We start from the raw sequence: 16,246 nt of genomic DNA, 5'->3' as shown, positions 1-16,246 counted from the left end.
CTGCCTTGATGCTACGCGCCGGAGGAGGTGCTCCCGGCTTCACGGGCCCTATTCTGTCGGGCTCTTGACCTAGAGTGCGGTGCATGACGTTGACCGAACCGGTGATCATCGGAGCCCTCTCCCCCTCCCGGGCGGGCGACTTCATGACCTGTCCGTTGCTCTATCGCTTCCGCGTGATCGACCAGTTGCCGGAGAAGCCCTCGGCCGCCGCGGTGCGCGGCACGGTGATCCACGCGGTCCTGGAGCGCCTGTACGACCTGCCCGCGCCGCGCCGTTCGGTGGAGGCGGCGCTGGAGCTGCTGGAGCCGCAGTGGGAGCGGCTGCTGTCCGACGATCCGCACTACGCCGAGATGTTCGCCGACGACGACGAGCAGGCGACCTGGCTGGCGCAGGCGCGGGCGATGCTGGAGCGCTATTTCACGCTGGAGGATCCGACGCGGCTGGAGCCCGCCGAGCGGGAGCTCTATGTGGAGGCGGTCCTCGACGGCGGCCTCATGCTGCGCGGCTACGTCGACCGGCTCGACGTGGCGCCGACCGGCGAGGTGCGGGTCGTCGACTACAAGACCGGCAGCGCGCCGGGTCCCGACTTCGAGGCCAAGGCGCTGTTCCAGATGAAGTTCTACGCGCTGGTGCTGTGGCGGCTGCGTGGCCAGGTGCCCAGGCTGCTGCAGCTCGTCTACCTGGGTGGCGGCGGCGAGGTGCTGCGCTACGCGCCGGACGAGGCCGATCTGCTGGCCACCGAGCGCAAGGTGCGGGCGCTGTGGACGGCGATCGAACGGTCGCTGGAGACGGGCGAGTGGCGGGCGCGGCGCAGCCGCCTGTGCGACTGGTGCGACCACCAGGCGATCTGCCCGGAATTCGGCGGCACCCCGCCGCCGGTGCCCGACCGGCAGCCGGGCGACACGGTCCGGAGCAACCGCCGGGCGGCCACGGACGAGCTGTAGGCCACACGGCCCGGAGCAACCTGCGGGCGGCCACAGGCGGCGCGGGCCGGAGTGACCGTCGGGCCTTGGCCGGCCGTAGGAGCCCGGCTCTCCTCCCTTGGGAGGAGGTTCCGGGCTTTCACCTGGACCTACAGTGAAGCGGTGCGCATCGATCGGGCCAGGTTCCACGACACCCTGTTCGCCGTGGCGCTGGCCGCGGTCTCGGTCTGGCTCTTCGTGTCCTCCGATGCGGCGTTGCTGGAGCCGGGCGGCGGGCAGGCGGCCGACGAGATGCGGAGCGCCGACTCGTTCGGCGCCGTGCTGGTGGTGCTGGCGTGCGCGCCGGTCGCGGTGCGCAGGCGCTGGCCGCTGGCGACGCTGTGCGCGGGGCTGCTGCCCGAGACGCTGCTGACCGGGCTGGGCTACGGCTCCGGTGTGGCGGCGGCGCCGGTGCTGGTGCTGCTCTATTCGGTGGCGTCCCTGCGGGGGCTGGCCGTGGCGCTGTGCGCGCTGTTGCTGTCGTTCCTGGCCTACGCGTTCGCCGGGGCGCTGAGCCCGGTCAGCGGCGGCAACTGGAGCGAGCACCTGGTGGCGTTCATCGTGCTTCTCGCGGTCTGGGGGGCCGGGCGGAGCCTGCGGCTGCGCCGCGCCTACCTGGAGGAGCTGAAGGACCGCGCGGCCCGGCTGGAGCGCGCCTACGCGGCCGACACGCGGGCCGCGCGGGCCGAGGAGCGCTCGAGGATAGCCCGCGAGCTGCACGACGTCGTGGCCCATCACGTGAGCGTGATGACGGTGCAGGCGGCGGCCGCGCGCCGGGTGCTGGCCGCCGATCCCGACCTGGCGCGTGAGGCGCTGTCGGCCATCGAGCACACGGGCCGGATGGCGATGAGCGAGATGCGCAACATCGTGGGTGTGCTGCGTACCGATGCCCGGGCCGAGCTGGGGCCGCAGCCGGGGATGGACGACCTGCCGGCGCTGGTGGAGCAGATGCGGGAGGCGGGGCTGGCCACGCGGCTGTCGATCGAGGGCGAGGCCGGGCCGATCCCCGCGGGGGTCGATCTGGCCGCTTACCGGCTGATTCAGGAAGGTCTGACCAACAGCTTGCGGCATGCGGGCGCGGGCGCCAAGGCGGTGGTGACCGTACGCCATGGTCCGCGTGAGCTGGACGTGCGGGTGGAGGACGACGGGCGGGGGGCGGCGAGCGTCTCCGGGCCGCCAGGGCATGGTTTGGTGGGCATTCGCGAGCGAGTTGCCCTCTATGGTGGAATCCTCAGCATCGGTCCGCGACCGGGGGGCGGTTTCGAGGTGCGCGCGAGGTTCCCGTTGAAGGACTCACCATGACGATCAGGGTGCTGCTGGTGGACGACCAGCCGCTGCTGCGCACCGGTTTCCGCCTGATACTCGAGGCCGAGCCCGACATCACGGTGGTGGGGCAGGCAGGTGACGGCAAGGACGCGCAGGAGCAGACGCGGGCGCTGCTGCCCGACGTGGTGCTGATGGACATCCGGATGCCCGGGGTCGACGGCATCGAGGCGACGCGCAGGATCGTGCGGGAGGCGGCGCCGACGGCGCACGTGCCGAAGGTGCTGGTGCTGACGACGTTCGACCTGGACGAGTACATCGTGGAGGCGCTGCGGGCGGGCGCCTCCGGGTTCCTGCTGAAGGACGTGCCGCCGGACGAGCTGGTGCAGGCGATCCGGGTGGTGGCGGCGGGCGACGCGATCGTGGCGCCGAGCGTGACCCGCCGGCTGCTGGACCGCTTCTCGAAGCGGCTGCCGTCGGCGTACGAGCAGGCGACCCCGGCGCGGCTCGACCGGCTGACCGAGCGGGAGCTGGAGGTGCTGCGGCTGATCGCCAAGGGGATGTCCAACGCGGAGATCGCGCGCAAGCTGGTGGTCAGCGAGACGACGGTAAAGACGCACGTCGGCAACGTGCTCACCAAGCTGGGCCTGCGCGACCGCGTGCAGGCGGTCGTCCTCGCCTATGAGACCGGCCTCGCCACGCCGGGTGCCGCTTCCTGATCTTCACTGTGACGGCCGCCGATCTGGTGGCGGCGGCATCGGCTGGTCCAAAGGAAACCGGTCGGCGGTGGGGCTCCCATCCGCCGACCGGCGTCAGGAGGTCGTGGCGGCCGTCTCCGGCGCCGGGGCGGGGGCGTTCTCCGGGAAGTGGCAGGCCACGCGGTGGCCGCTGGCCAGCTCCTCCAGCGGCGGCTCCACCGTCTTGCAGATGTCCTGGGCCTTCCAGCACCTGGTGTGGAAGCGGCAGGCCGGCGGCGGGTTGAGCGGGCTGGGGACGTCGCCCGTCAGCCTGATGCGGTCGCCGTCCGCGCGGGCCTTGGGATCCGGGATCGGAACCGCTGACAGCAGCGCGTTGGTGTAGGGGTGCATGGGGCTCGCGTACAGGCGCTTGCGGTCGGCGATCTCCACGATCTTGCCGAGGTACATCACCGCGACCCGGTCGCTGATGTGGCGGACCACCGACAGGTCGTGGGCGATGACCACGTAGGTGAGGTTTAGCTCGTTCTGCAGGTCTTCCAGGAGGTTGACCACCTGGGCCTGGATCGAGACGTCCAGCGCCGAGACCGGCTCGTCGGCGATGATCAGCTTGGGCTTCAGCGCGAGCGTGCGGGCGATGCCGATGCGCTGGCGCTGGCCGCCCGAGAACTCGTGGGGGTAGCGGTTGTAGTGCTCGGGGTTGAGGCCGACCAGCTGGAGGATGTCCTGGACGGCCTTCTTGATCCCATTCTCGGTCTGCACGCCCTGGATGCGGAACGGGGCGCCGACGATGGTGCCGACCGTGTGGCGCGGGTTGAGCGACGAGAAGGGGTCCTGGAAGATCATCTGCATGTCGCGGCGGAGCGGCCGCAGCTTGCCCTGACTCATGTGGGTGATGTCGCGGCCCTCGAAGACGACCTTGCCGCCGGTCGGCTCCAGCAGCCTGGTCACCAGCCGACCGGTGGTGGACTTGCCGCAGCCCGACTCCCCCACCAGGCCGAGCGTCTCACCCTTGAACACGTCGAAGCTGATCCCGTCGACCGCCTTGACGGCCCCGACCTGCCGCTTGAGCAGGCCCTTGGTCACCGGGAAGTGCTTCTCCAGGTCCTGGACGGAAAGAAGCGGCTCGTTCGAGGTGGTCACTGCGTCTCCAGCACTGGCTTGACTTCGTTCTCCCACAGCGTCCGCCGCTGAGTCCTGCTCAGGTGGCAGCGCACCAGGTGACCGGGGTCGGTCTTGACCAGGTCCGGCACCTCGGACTTGGACCGGCCGTCGGTCTGGTCGGAGTAGGGGCAGCGGGGGTGGAAGGCGCAGCCCGACGGCACGTTGATCAGCGACGGCGGGGTGCCCTTGACGGGCAGGAGCCGCTCGGTGGGCTCCCGGTCGAGCCGGGGCATCGAGCCCAGCAGGCCCCAGGTGTAGGGGTGCTCGGGCCGGTAGAAGATGTCCTCGGCCGAGCCGTACTCGATGCACTTGCCCGCGTACATGACCAGGATGTCGTTGGACAGCTCGGCCACCACGCCCAGGTCGTGGGTGATGATGATCAGCGCGGAGTTGAACTCACGCTGCAGGTCACGCATCAGGTCGAGGATCTGCGCCTGCACGGTCACGTCGAGCGCGGTGGTCGGCTCGTCGGCGATGAGCAGCTCGGGGTCGCACGAGAGCGCCATCGCGATCATGGCGCGCTGGCGCATGCCGCCGGAGAACTCGTGCGGGTAGGAGTCGACCCGGCGCTTGGGCTCGGGGATGCCGACCCGGCCCAGCATGTCGATGGCGTGCTTGCGGGCCACGCTCTTGGAGACCTTGTGGTGGATGCGGTACGCCTCGATGATCTGGTCGCCCACCGAGTAGAAGGGATGCATCGACGACAGCGGGTCCTGGAAGATCATCGCCATCTTGCGGCCACGCAGCCGGCGTACGTGCTCCTGCGAGGCGGTGACGAGGTCTTCGCCATCGAGCCAGATCTCGCCGGAGACGTTGGCGCTCTTGCCGCGGTGCAGGCCGAGGATGCCGAGGCTGGTGACCGACTTGCCCGATCCGGACTCGCCGACGATGCCCAGGGTCTTGCCGCGTTCGAGGCTGAAGGACAGCCCGTCGACGGACTTGACGATGCCGTCGTCGGTCGAGAAGTGGATCTTCAGGTCCTTGACGTCGAGAAAGGGGCTCTCGCTCACGTCAGCCTCACTCTCGGGTCAACCACCGCGTAGAGCAGGTCGACGATCAGGTTGGCCAGGATGATGAAGACCGCCGCGGTCAGCGTGACGCCCATCACCTGGGGCAGGTCGTTGTTGTTGATGGCGTCGACCGCGTACTTGCCGATGCCGGGCAGCGAGAACGTGCTCTCGGTCAGCACCGCGCCGCCGAGCAGCAGGCCCAGGTCGAGGCCGAACATGGTCATCACGGGCGTGAGCGTGGCACGCAGGCCGTGTTTGACCACCACCATGCGTTCGGGCAGGCCCTTGGCCCGCGCCGTTCGGATGTAGTCCTCCGACATGGTCTCCAGCATGCCCGCTCTGGTGAGCCGGGCGTAACCGGCGGCGTACAGGAAGGCCAGCGTCACCCATGGCAGGATGAGGTTGTTCGCCCAGGTGAGCGGGTCTTCCGAGAACGGCACCCAGTCGGCGACGTCACCGACCAGGCCGAGCTGGTCGCGGAAGATGGCCAGCGACACGATGCCGGTGAAGAAGATGGGCAGCGACACGCCCGCCAGGGCCACACCCATCGAGAGGCGGTCGAAGAAGCTGCCGCGCCGCAGCGCCGACAGCACGCCCGTCGAGACGCCGAACACCACCCACACCACGGCGGCGCCGAGCGCCAGCGACAGTGTGATCGGCAGCCGGTCGAGCAGGTCGGGCAGCACCGGGTTCTGGGTGACGTAGGAGTAGCCGAGACACGGGGCGGGGCAGTGCTCGACGCCGGGACCGTAGTTGCGGTCGACACCGACGAAGATGCCCTTCACGAACCGCCCGTACTGCACGACCAGCGGGTCGTTGAAGCCCAGCCTGACGGCGGCCTCGTGGATCATCTGGTCGTTGGCGGCCTTGCCCACGTAGCGGGAAGCGAGGTCGTCAGCGGACATCCCGGCGAGTCGCGGGACGAGAAAGAAGATGGCGAACGTCGCGATGCTCACCACGAAGAGCAGCATGACGGCCGCTATCAACCGTCTGATGATGTATGTGGCCACTGATCTCGGCCATGGCGGCCGGGCCTTGTGGGCCCGGCCACCGAAGCCTTCACCTGCTTTCGACGAACGTTCCGGAGGTTTTCCCGGACCGGGTTACTGGGTGCTCAGCGTCAGGAACTCGTACATCCCGAAGTTCTGGCTGACGAAGGCGTTCTTCAGCGTCGGCGGCCGGTAGAACAGGCCGTGCGCCCAGACGTAGGGCAGGATGAACGCGTCGTCCATGACCTTCTTGTCGACCGAGGCCCAGATCGAGTTGCGCTTGGTGGCGTCCTGCTCTCCCGCGGCCTGGTCGATCAGCTTGTCGATCTCCGGGTCCTTCACGCCGAGGTTGGTGTTACCGGCGGCGCGGATGACGCGGCTGTCGACGATCTGCTGGAAGAAGCCGAAGCCCTCGGGGTAGTCGGCGCCCCAGCCGTAGACCATGAGGCCCAGGCCGTTCTTCTTGGCGAAGTCGGGCTTGCCGGCGTACAGCTTGAAGTAGTCACCCTGCGGGAAGCCCTTGACCTCCAGCTTGATGCCCACGCGGCCGAGCGACTGCTGCAGCGATTCGGCGGTCTGCTTCTCCGCCGCGCGCTCGACGCGGAAGGAGATGGTGGTGCTGAAGCCGTTGGGCTGGCCGCAGGCCTTCAGCTCTTCCTTCGCCTTGTTCACGTCGCCGCCGGGGTTGGCCTCGACGCCGTACAGGTCGTTCTTCTCATAACCGGTCATCTTCGACGGCATGAGGCTGAGCGCGACCTCGCCACCGGCGTCGGGACCGCCGTAGGCGCCCTGGATCGCGGAGCGGTCAGCGGCGTACAGCACCGCCTTGCGGCAGTGGACGTTGTCCAGCGGCGGCACGTCCGCGTTGAGGTTGGTGAACCAGGTGCGGTCGAGCGGCGCGGAGTCGGCGTACTGCTTGACCTTGTCGTCCGTCAGGAGGGTCTTGCGGGCGTTGGCCCCCACGCCGGTGCTGTTGATCTTGACGTCGATCTTGCCCGAGAGCAGGCGCTGGTCGAGGTCGTCCTCGTTCTGGCCGAGCAGCACCTCGATCGAGTCGTTGAGCTGCTTGCGGTTGGGGTCGGTCGCCGCGTCCCAGTTCGGGTTCTTGACCAGCTCGATGCGCTTGCCGAGCTCGTGGGCCTTGAACATGTACGGGCCGGTCGCGACCGGGTGCTCCTTGTACTTGGTGCCCGTGTCCTTGGCCGCCGGCACCGGGGCCGTCGACGGGAGCATGGCGAAGTAGTCGAAGCCGCCGTAGGCCTTCTTCAGATGGAAGACGACCGTCTGGTCATCGGGCGTGTCGATGCCCTTCCAGGAGTCGAGCTTGTCCTTCATCTTGTACGGGCCGGTGTAGTCGCCGTTGTCGAGCCAGTCGTTGAAGTAGGTCGGGCCGCTGGGCAGGATCTCCTTGTCCAGCGAGCGGGCCACGGCGTACTTCACGTCCTTGGACGTGATCGGGGTGCCGTCCTCGAACTTGATGCCCTTGCGCAGCTTGTACGTCCAGGTCTTGCCACCGTCGCTGGCCTTGCCGAGGTCCTCGGCCAGGTCACCGACGAGCTGGAGGCCCTCTTCGCCCGGCACCGGCTTGAACATGGTCAGCGCGCGAGTGTAAAGGCGGGAGAAGTTCCAGGCGTAGCCGTAGTACTGGTCGCCGGGGTCAACCGAGTCGAAGTCGCCCGGCATGCCCATGTGGAGCGTGCCGCCCGTCTTGTCGGACGGGTTGACGATCTGCGTCACTCCGGCGTTGTACTGGCTGGAGGGTGCCTCAGCGGTGGCACCACCGGTCTTCTTGGCTGAGCCGCCGCCGCCACACGCGGAGACGGCCAGGGCGAGAGCAGCGGTGATCGCGACCGCCGACGCCATGGATCTTATCTTCATCGACCTGACACACCCCTTGTAACTAGGAGTCCAAAATTTGCGGAATAACTCACGAGGTCATCGAGCCTTGGGATCGAAGGCGTCCCTCAGGCCGTCGCCGAGCAGGTTGAACGCCAGCACGGTGACGAAGATCGCGAGACCGGGGAAGAGCATGAAGTTGGGCGCCACGTCGTAGTTGTGGACCGCCTCGGCCAGCATGCCTCCCCACGTCGGGGTCGGCGGCCGCACGCCCACGCCAAGGAAGGACAGCGCGGCCTCGAACAGGATGTTCGACGGGATCAGCAGCGTCGAGTAGACCAGGATCGGGGCCAGCAGGTTCGGCAGGATCTCCTTGAACAGGATGATGTGGTTGCGCGCGCCCAGGCTCCTGGAGGCGTCGACGAACTCCCGCTCACGCAGGGATAGCGTCTGACCTCGGATAATACGCCCGATATAGGGCCAGTTGAAAAACCCGATGATGAACACGAGCAGGCTGATCCGCAGCGTGTCACCGGACATCCCGAACGCCTTGTCGGGGATCACCCCGCCGAGCGCCAGCGCGAACACCAGCAGCGGGAAGGCGAGGAAGATGTCCATGAGCCGGCTGATGACCGTGTCGATCCAGCCGCCGAAGAAACCGGCGATCATGCCGAACACGGTGCCGAGCAGGACGCAGAGCAGCGTCGCGAAGAACGCGATGAGCAGCGAGATGCGCGCGCCGTAGAGGATCCGGCTGAACAGGTCGCGGCCCGTGGTGGGCTCGACCCCGAACAGGAAGTCCCAGCTCATGCCGCCGAAGGTGCCGAGCGGCGCCTGGATGGCCGGGTCGATCTTCTCCCGGTGCCATTCCGCCGGCGGGTGGCCGAGCCACGACACCAGCAGCGGCGCGAAGATCGCGACGAGGATCAGCACGACGATGACGATTCCGCCGATCATCGCGATCTTGTCGCGCTTCAGCCGCATCCATGCGATCTGGCCAAGGGAACGCCCTCGGATGACTGAGGAGTCCGCGCCCTCCAGAACGGTTTCCGGTCCGGCTTCGATAGCCGAGCCCGGAACATCGAGCGGTGCGGTCATGCCAATAGCCCCCTGGATGCCAGACGACGTCGTCCGTGTGGGCGCGGTCCCGGTCAGGTTATGCGCCGCGCTGGTGAAGTCGCTAGTCGCGTCCTCAGGAGGCAGAATCTATGGCCTGAGCTGGTGTGACCAGTCCCTCAGGGCGTGATGTGGCTCAACTGTGATTGACGCGAAACTCATTCGTATCGATCTTGGGGAGATTGTCTACGCCCCGTCCCGGTTGCGTCTCAGAACTGTGACACACCTCGGATCAGCTGATGCCCCTGCGCTTGAGAATATCCTCGATGTCGGAGAAGTCGTCGTCGTTGTTCTTCTTCGCCGCCGCCGCGGCGGGCTTTCCTGCGGGCTGGCCCGTCGCCTGCCCTGCCGTCTGCCCGGCCGTCTGCCCTGTCCTTTGGCCGACCGCGCGTTGCTGCGGCGCGGCCGGGGCCTCCGCGGCCTTGCCCGGCTTACCGTCCCGCGCCAGCTTCAGCTTCCGGCCGCGCATGAACCCTGAGGCCACGAACAGCACCACGGACAGCCCGGTCACGGCGACACCCGCCCAGACGGTCGGATTGAAGATCAGGCTCGTCACGAAACTCACGATGGTGGCGCCGACGGTCCACAAGGACTGCAACGCGCCGGTCAGGTAGGCGGCCAGCGGGAGCAGCGCCCACGCGGCCATCCTCATGCCGGCCGCCGCGCCTCTGCGCCGGAACGCCAGGAAACTGAGCACCAACCCGGCGACGGTCACACCGGCGCACAGCGGCAACCAAAGGATCTGCTCGAAAGTCATTCCGCCGCCCCTCTGTTATGTGGCTTCGCTCCCATCCTGGCACGCTTCCTCCCGCCACCCCTCCTCCCCAAGTACCGGCCCTCCCTTAGGGGATCGGCCCCTGCGCGGCTGGGGGTCGGCCTTCCGCCGGGCTGAAAGCTTTACTTTTTTGTACGGCAAGCATGGGGAACCCGCTACCCGCCGTACGGGGCTGAGGGCCTCCAGGAATACGGCCGCTGACCGGATGGTGGCCGGCCGCCGTTACGCGCGCTCCCCGGTTCCGCCAGATCGCCGGCCGGAGGCGCTGCCAGGGAGTCGGCCCATTCGGTGGGCCAGCCCGTACAGGGAATCGGCCCGTACAGGGAATCCGCGCGGTCAGCGGAATCGGGCCGGTCAGTGGATCAACGCGCGCAGGGTGGGGATCGTGACGTCCGTCAGGGAGGGGACCACGAGGCGGCCGGGGGCCGGGTCGATGGGCAGGAGGCTGGGGACCGCTACGACCGCGCAGCCCGCCGCCGTGGCGGCGGCCACGCCGTTGGGCGAGTCCTCCAGGACGACGCAGCGCACCGGGTCGACACCCAGCAACTCGGCCGCCGTCAGGTAGGGCTCCGGGTCGGGCTTGGTGCGGGTGACGTCGTCGGCCGTCACGATGGCGTCGAACCGGTCACGGCCGACGGCCTTGAGCACCGCGTCGGCGATCTCCCTGAGCGACGAGGTCACCAGGGCGACCGGGATGCCCTCCTCGCGTACGGCGTCGAGCAGTTCGGAGGCGCCGGGCATGAGTGCCACGCCGTCCGCCAGGCGGGCCACCATGCCGTCGATCATCCACTCGCGCAGGTCCTCCGGAGCGACGGACGAGCCGGAGACGGCGAGCATGTAGGCGACGGTGCGTTCCATGGAGCCGCCCACGAGATGCGCCTGGTGATCGAGCGACCACTCGCCGCCGAGTCGCGCCATCACCTCGATCTCGATCTCCAGCCACACCTTCTCGCTGTCGACCAGCAACCCGTCCATGTCGAAGAAGACGGCTTCCATGCATCCCCCGATCGGTTCGTGTACGGCACCCCGTCCCGCCATTCTCACCGCCCACGCGAACACCGCGAGCGCCGGGGGCCTCACCCCCGGCGGCATGACCGAGAGCGAGGCCGGACGGCTCAGGCCGGGTCAGACGTTGAAGTACTTCGCTTCCGGGTGGTGGGCGACCAGGGCGGAGGTGGCCTGCTCCGGGTGGAGCTGGAACTCCTCCGACAGCGTCACCCCGATCCGCTCCGGGTCCAGGAGCTGGAACAGCTGCACCTGGTCCTCGAGGTTGGGGCAGGCCGGGTAGCCGAAGGAGTAGCGGCAGCCCTGGATGTTGACCTTGAGCATGTCGTCCAGCGACTCCTCGCCGCCGATCCCCCACTCGGCGCGGACCCGGGCGTGCCAGTATTCGGCCAGCGCCTCCGTGAGCTGCACCGACAGCCCGTGCAGCTCCAGGTAGTCACGGTAGGCGTCCTTGGCGAACAGCTCGGCCGTCGCCTCGGAGATCTTGCCGCCCATCGTGGCGACCTGGAAGCCGACCACGTCCACCTCGCCCGACTCGCGCGAGCGGAAGAAGTCGGACAGGCACAGGTGCCGGTCACGGCGCTGGCGCGGGAAGGCGAAGCGGGTGCGCTCGTTTCCGGCCTCGTCGAGGATGATCAGCGAGTCGCCCTCGCTGACGCACGGGAAGTAGCCGTAGACGACGGCCGCCTCCAGCAGCCCCTCGGTCTGGATGCGGTCGAGCCACATGCGCAGCCGCGGCCGTCCCTCGGTCTCGACGAGTTCCTCGTAGCCGGGGCCGTCGCCGCCGCGCGTGGGCTTGAGGCCCCACTGCCCGAGGAAGAGCGCCCGCTCGTCGAGGAAGGCGGAGTAGTCGCTCAGCGAGATGCCCTTGACGATGCGGTCACCCTGGAAGGGCGGCACCGGCACCCGGTTGTCGGCGGCCACGTCGGAGCGCGCGGGCAGCTCCTCCTCCGGTGTGCGGGTCAGGACAGCGCCGGTCTTGACCCGGCGCTCGCGCAGCGGCGGCAGCGTGGCCCCGGCGACGCCGCGCTTGACGGCCATGAAGGAATCCATGAGCCGCAGCCCCTCGAAGGCGTCGCGGGCGTAGCGGACCTCGCCGGCGAACAGCTCGGCCAGGTCCTGCTCGACGTAGGCGCGGGTGAGGGCGGCGCCGCCGAGCAGCACCGGGTAGCGATCGGAGATGCCCCTGGAGTTCATCTCCTCCAGGTTCTCCTTCATGATGACCGTCGATTTCACCAGAAGTCCGGACATGCCGATGACGTCGGCCTTCTGCTCGTCGGCCGCCTCCAGGATCGCGGAGACCGGCTGCTTGATGCCGAGGTTGACCACCTGGTAGCCGTTGTTGGACAGGATGATGTCGACCAGGTTCTTGCCGATGTCGTGCACGTCGCCCTTGACCGTGGCCAGCACGATGCGGCCCTTCGTCTCACCCTCGACGCGGTCCATGTGCGGTTCGAGGTAGGCGACGGCGGTCTTCATCACCTCGGCCGACTGCAGCACGAACGGCAGCTGCATCTGCCCGGAGCCGAACAGCTCGCCGACCGTCTTCATGCCGTCGAGCAGCACGTTGTTGATGATCTCCAGGGCGGGCCGCTGCTCCAGGGCACTGTCGAGGTCGGCCTCCAGCCCCTTCTTCTCGCCGTCGATGATGCGCCGCTTGAGCCGCTCCCACAGCGGCAGCGCGGCCAGCTCCTCGGCCCTGCCCTCCCGCATGGCCGAGGCGTCGACGCCCTCGAACATGTCGATGAAGCGCTGCAGCGGGTCGTAGCCCTCGCGGCGGCGGTCATAGACCATGTCGAGCGCGACCTGACGCTGATCGTCGGGGATGCGCGACATCGGCAGGATCTTGGAGGCGTGGACGATGGCCGAGTCGAGCCCGGCGTTGACGCACTCGTTGAGGAACACCGAGTTGAGCACCATGCGCGAGGCCGGGTTGATGCCGAAGGAGATGTTGGACAGGCCCAGCGTGGTCTGCACGTCGGGGTAGCGGCGCTTGAGCTCGCGGATGCCCTCGATGGTCTCCAGGCCGTCGCGGCGGCTCTCCTCCATGCCGGTGGCGATGGTGAAGGTGAGGCAGTCGACGATGATGTCGGACACCTGCATGCCCCAGTTGGCGACCAGGTCGTCGATGGTCTCGCTCGCGATGCGTACCTTCTCGGCGGCCGTGCGGGCCTGGCCGTTCTCGTCGATGCACATGACCACGACGGCGGCGCCGTGCTCGCGTACGGCCGTCATCGTCTTGTGGAAGCGTGAGTCGGGGCCGCGCCCGTCCTCGTAGTTGACCGAGTTGACCACCGCGCGCCCGCCGAGCATCTCCAGCCCGGCCCGCAGCACCTCGGACTCGGTCGAGTCGAGCATGATCGGCAGCGTGGAGGCGGTGGCCAGCCGGAAGGCCAGCTCCTTCATGTCGGCCACGCCGTCGCGGCCCACGTAGTCGACGCACAGGTCGAGCAGGTGGGCGCCGCCGCGGGCCTGCTCGCGGGCCATCTCCACGCAGTCGTCCCAGCGGCCTTCGAGCATGGCCTCGCGGAAGGCCTTGGAGCCGTTGGTGTTGCACCGCTCGCCGATGGCCAGGTAGGAGGTGTCCTGGCGGAACGGCACGGTCTGGTAGAGCGAGGACGCGCCCGGCTCGGGGTGCGGGCGGCGGGCGGCCGTCTGCTTGCCGCGTACGCGCTCGACGACCTTGCGCAGGTGCTCGGGGGTGGTGCCGCAGCAGCCGCCGACCAGCGACAGGCCGTAGTCGCGGGTGAAGGTCTCGTGCGCGTCGGCGAGCTCGTCGGCGCCGAGCGGATAGTAGGCGCCGTCGGAGGTCAGCACCGGCAGGCCGGCGTTGGGCATGCACGAGAGCTTCAGCCGGGAGTGCCGGGCCAGGTAGCGCAGGTGCTCGCTCATCTCGGCCGGGCCGGTGGCGCAGTTGAGGCCGATCAGGTCGACGCCGAGCGGCTCGATCGCGGTCAGCGCGGCGCCGATCTCAGAGCCCAGCAGCATGGCGCCGTTGGTCTCGATCGTCACCTGGGCGATGATCGGCACGTCGCGCCCGGACTCCTCGGCGGCCCGCTTGGCGCCGATGACGGCGGCCTTGACCTGGAGCAGGTCCTGGCAGGTCTCGATGATCAACGCGTCGGCGCCGCCCGCGATCAGGCCCGCCGCGTTGTCGCGGTAGGACTCGCGCAGGTTGTGGTACGGCAGGTGCCCCAGGGTCGGCAGCTTGGTGCCGGGGCCCATCGAGCCGAGCACGAAGCGCGGCTGCTCGGGCGTCGACCAGTGGTCGGCCCGCTCGCGCGCGATCCTGGCGCCCGCCTCGGAGTATTCGAAGACCCGCTCGGGGATGTCGTACTCGCCCAGGGCCGCCAGGTTGGCGCCGAAGGTGTTGGTCTCCACGCAGTCGACGCCCACGGCGAAGTAGGCGTCGTGGACGCCGCTCACGATGTCGGGACGGGTGACGTTCAGCACCTCGTTGCAGCCCTCGTGGCCCTCGAAGTCGTCGAGGGTGGGGTCCTGGGCCTGCAACATCGTCCCCATCGCCCCGTCGGCGACGATCACTCGCTGGGACAACACTTCACGGAAGGACGGGGAGCTGCTCATGGGCTAGAGCTTATCGGCTGTGCAGAAAGGCTTGAGCGGACGGCTATTCTGCCAGGGAGGACAATTCGACCAAATGTCTAATAGGGGTTCCCGATGGCCTACCGCACCGTGCTGGCCGGCACTGACGGCTCCGCCTCCTCCTTCCGCGCCGTCTCGGCGGCGGCGTCCCTGGCCGGCGCGACCGGCGCCACCCTCGTCCTGGCGTGCGCGTACCTGCCCATGCGGGCCGGCGAGCGGGCCGCCGCCGCGGACCGGCTCGGCGACCTGGCCTACAAGGTGAGCGGCTCCACCCCCGCCGACGACGCCCTGAGGGCCGCCCGCGAGCACGCCGTCGCCGCCGGCGCGACCGAGGTCGTCCTGGCGGCGGAGGAGGGCGACGCGGTCGACGTACTCATCACGCTGGCCGCCGCGCATCGAGCGGATCTGCTGGTCGTCGGCAACCGCGGGCTCAACAGCCTGGCGGGGCGGCTGCTCGGCTCGGTGCCGTCGCACGTCGCCCACCGCGCCTCCTGCGACGTGCTGATCGTCCACAGCACCTCCGGCGGCCGCGCCTGACCCTCACACCCAGTACCGGCTCCCTCCGCACCTGACCCTCACCCAGCACTGGCTCCCTCCACGCCTCACCCCTCGCTCAGTGAGAGCATCCGGCCTCACCGCGCCCGGGCTCACCGGTGAGAGCGCCTGACCTGACAGCGTCCGGACCGTCGCCGCATGACGGCTTCTGACCGGTCGCTCCGCGACGGTGACTGATCATCGTTACTCCGTGACATGACCGCCTCCTCACCGCATAGGCTTAGCTGGACAGCGGAGAGAGGAGGCGACACGTGATCGAGTTCGAAAGGTTCCCCGAGCTCGTCGACCCGGTGCTGATAGCCGCGTTCGAAGGGTGGAACGACGCCGGCGAGGCATCCAGTGGTGTGATCGCCCACCTCGAGTCCGCCTGGAAGGCGGAGCCGCTGGTCGAGCTGGATCCCGACGACTACTACGACTTCCAGGTCACCCGGCCCGTCGTGGAGATGGGCGACGGGCTGACCCGCTCCATCATCTGGCCGACGACGCGCCTGCTGCGCGCCCGGCCGCCGGGCGTCGAGCGTGACGTGGTGCTGCTGCGCGGCATCGAGCCCAACATGCGGTGGCGGTCGTTCTGCGCCGACATCATCGAGGTCTGCCGTGAGCTCGGCGTCGAGCTGGCCGTGATGCTCGGCGCGCTGCTCAACGACTCCCCGCACACCCGCCCCGTGCCGATCCTGGGCGGCGCCACGGACGAGGACCTGGCCCGCTCGACCAATCTGGAGCTGAGCCGCTACGAGGGCCCCACCGGCATCGTGGGCGTGCTCCAGCAGTCGTTCGGCGAGGCCGGTCTCAACGCCGTCTCGCTGTGGGCGTCGGTGCCGCACTACGTGGCCCAGCCGCCCAATCCCAAGGCCACCCTGGCGCTGCTGCGCCGCCTCGAAGACCTGCTGGAGATCCCGATGCCGCTCGGCGATCTCGACGAGGAGGCCCGCGCCTGGGAGAACGGCGTGGACGAGCTCGCCTCGCAGGACAGCGAGGTGGCCGAATACGTCAAGGAGCTCGAGGAGCGCAAGGACGCCGCCGAGCTGCCCGAGGCCAGCGGAGACGCGATCGCCGCCGAGTTCGAGCGCTACCTGCGGCGCCGGGACCGCGACACTGACAGCTGACTCGCAGCCTTTTTGCCGAACTTTCTGGAAGTTTCAGGTAATAATCGGTAACCATACAACTTTGCACCAAGTTGGAACCCCAGGACCGGCTCGTCACGAGGACCCGGCCGCGACTGCCACGTTGAACCTGCCCACGTGAACCTGCCCATGTGACTGCGCACGTTAGG

13 protein-coding genes are annotated in these 16,246 nt (G+C 68.9%); 5 read left to right on the top strand and 8 right to left on the bottom strand.

Annotated elements, in window-relative coordinates:
- Positions 1-83: 83 nt before the first annotated feature.
- From AB0B61_RS43715 to AB0B61_RS43705, 3 genes are all read left to right on the top strand, one after another.
- The gene (locus tag AB0B61_RS43715; protein WP_358445559.1) at positions 84-944 is read left to right on the top strand and encodes a RecB family exonuclease; all 861 of its coding nucleotides are present in this window, start codon (positions 84-86) and stop codon (positions 942-944) included.
- Between the two features lie 141 nt (positions 945-1,085).
- Entirely contained in the window at positions 1,086-2,264 is a 1,179-nt protein-coding gene (locus AB0B61_RS43710; protein WP_358445556.1) for a sensor histidine kinase, read from the top strand.
- Positions 2,261-2,944 carry a response regulator transcription factor gene (locus tag AB0B61_RS43705; protein ID WP_225291287.1) on the top strand — a complete coding sequence of 228 codons (684 nt, stop codon included), beginning with the start codon at positions 2,261-2,263 and terminating at the stop codon, positions 2,942-2,944. The genes AB0B61_RS43710 and AB0B61_RS43705 overlap by 4 nt, the downstream gene beginning before the upstream one ends.
- A 93-nt stretch (positions 2,945-3,037) precedes the next feature.
- On the opposite strand, the gene AB0B61_RS43700 is transcribed toward AB0B61_RS43705, so the two are convergent.
- The 8 genes from AB0B61_RS43700 to metH all read right to left on the bottom strand — a co-directional run bounded on the left by AB0B61_RS43700 (position 3,038) and on the right by metH (position 14,400).
- The gene (locus AB0B61_RS43700; protein WP_358445552.1) at positions 3,038-4,063 is read right to left on the bottom strand and encodes a dipeptide ABC transporter ATP-binding protein; all 1,026 of its coding nucleotides are present in this window, start codon (positions 4,061-4,063) and stop codon (positions 3,038-3,040) included.
- A complete protein-coding gene (locus AB0B61_RS43695; protein WP_358445549.1) occupies positions 4,060-5,094 on the bottom strand; it encodes an ABC transporter ATP-binding protein in 1,035 nt (344 codons plus the stop codon). Before AB0B61_RS43695 ends, AB0B61_RS43700 begins: the two co-directional genes overlap by 4 nt.
- Entirely contained in the window at positions 5,091-6,104 is a 1,014-nt protein-coding gene (locus AB0B61_RS43690) for an ABC transporter permease (protein ID WP_358445546.1), read from the bottom strand. The genes AB0B61_RS43695 and AB0B61_RS43690 overlap by 4 nt, the downstream gene beginning before the upstream one ends.
- 93 nt (positions 6,105-6,197) lie before the next feature.
- Positions 6,198-7,961 carry an ABC transporter substrate-binding protein gene (locus AB0B61_RS43685; RefSeq protein WP_358445543.1) on the bottom strand — a complete coding sequence of 588 codons (1,764 nt, stop codon included), beginning with the start codon at positions 7,959-7,961 and terminating at the stop codon, positions 6,198-6,200.
- A gap of 57 nt (positions 7,962-8,018) precedes the next feature.
- Positions 8,019-9,017, bottom strand: a complete 999-nt coding sequence (locus tag AB0B61_RS43680) for an ABC transporter permease (RefSeq protein ID WP_358445540.1) — start codon at positions 9,015-9,017, stop codon at positions 8,019-8,021.
- A gap of 250 nt (positions 9,018-9,267) precedes the next feature.
- Positions 9,268-9,792, bottom strand: coding sequence for a cellulose synthase (locus AB0B61_RS43675; protein WP_358445537.1), 525 nt, complete (start codon positions 9,790-9,792; stop codon positions 9,268-9,270).
- 372 nt (positions 9,793-10,164) lie between these two features.
- Complete coding sequence (locus tag AB0B61_RS43670; RefSeq protein ID WP_358445535.1) at positions 10,165-10,806, bottom strand: HAD family phosphatase; 642 nt, start codon at positions 10,804-10,806, stop codon at positions 10,165-10,167.
- Between the two features lie 129 nt (positions 10,807-10,935).
- Positions 10,936-14,400 carry a methionine synthase gene (metH, locus tag AB0B61_RS43665; protein ID WP_358445532.1) on the bottom strand — a complete coding sequence of 1,155 codons (3,465 nt, stop codon included), beginning with the start codon at positions 14,398-14,400 and terminating at the stop codon, positions 10,936-10,938.
- A gap of 93 nt (positions 14,401-14,493) precedes the next feature.
- Here metH and AB0B61_RS43660 point away from each other — a divergent pair, with 93 nt between their 5' ends.
- The gene (locus AB0B61_RS43660) at positions 14,494-14,955 is read left to right on the top strand and encodes a universal stress protein (protein WP_358445529.1); all 462 of its coding nucleotides are present in this window, start codon (positions 14,494-14,496) and stop codon (positions 14,953-14,955) included.
- Between the two features lie 269 nt (positions 14,956-15,224).
- Positions 15,225-16,079: a PAC2 family protein gene (locus AB0B61_RS43655; RefSeq protein ID WP_358445526.1), complete on the top strand. Its 855-nt coding sequence runs from the start codon at positions 15,225-15,227 to the stop codon at positions 16,077-16,079.
- The last annotated feature ends 167 nt before the right edge of the window (positions 16,080-16,246 follow it).

Origin of the sequence: Nonomuraea sp. NPDC049158, assembly GCF_040648335.1 — a bacterium.
Lineage (GTDB): Bacteria > Actinomycetota > Actinomycetes > Streptosporangiales > Streptosporangiaceae > Nonomuraea.
The sequence above is the reverse complement of the archived record's forward strand: the minus strand, read 5'-3'. Positions and strand labels throughout refer to the sequence as shown.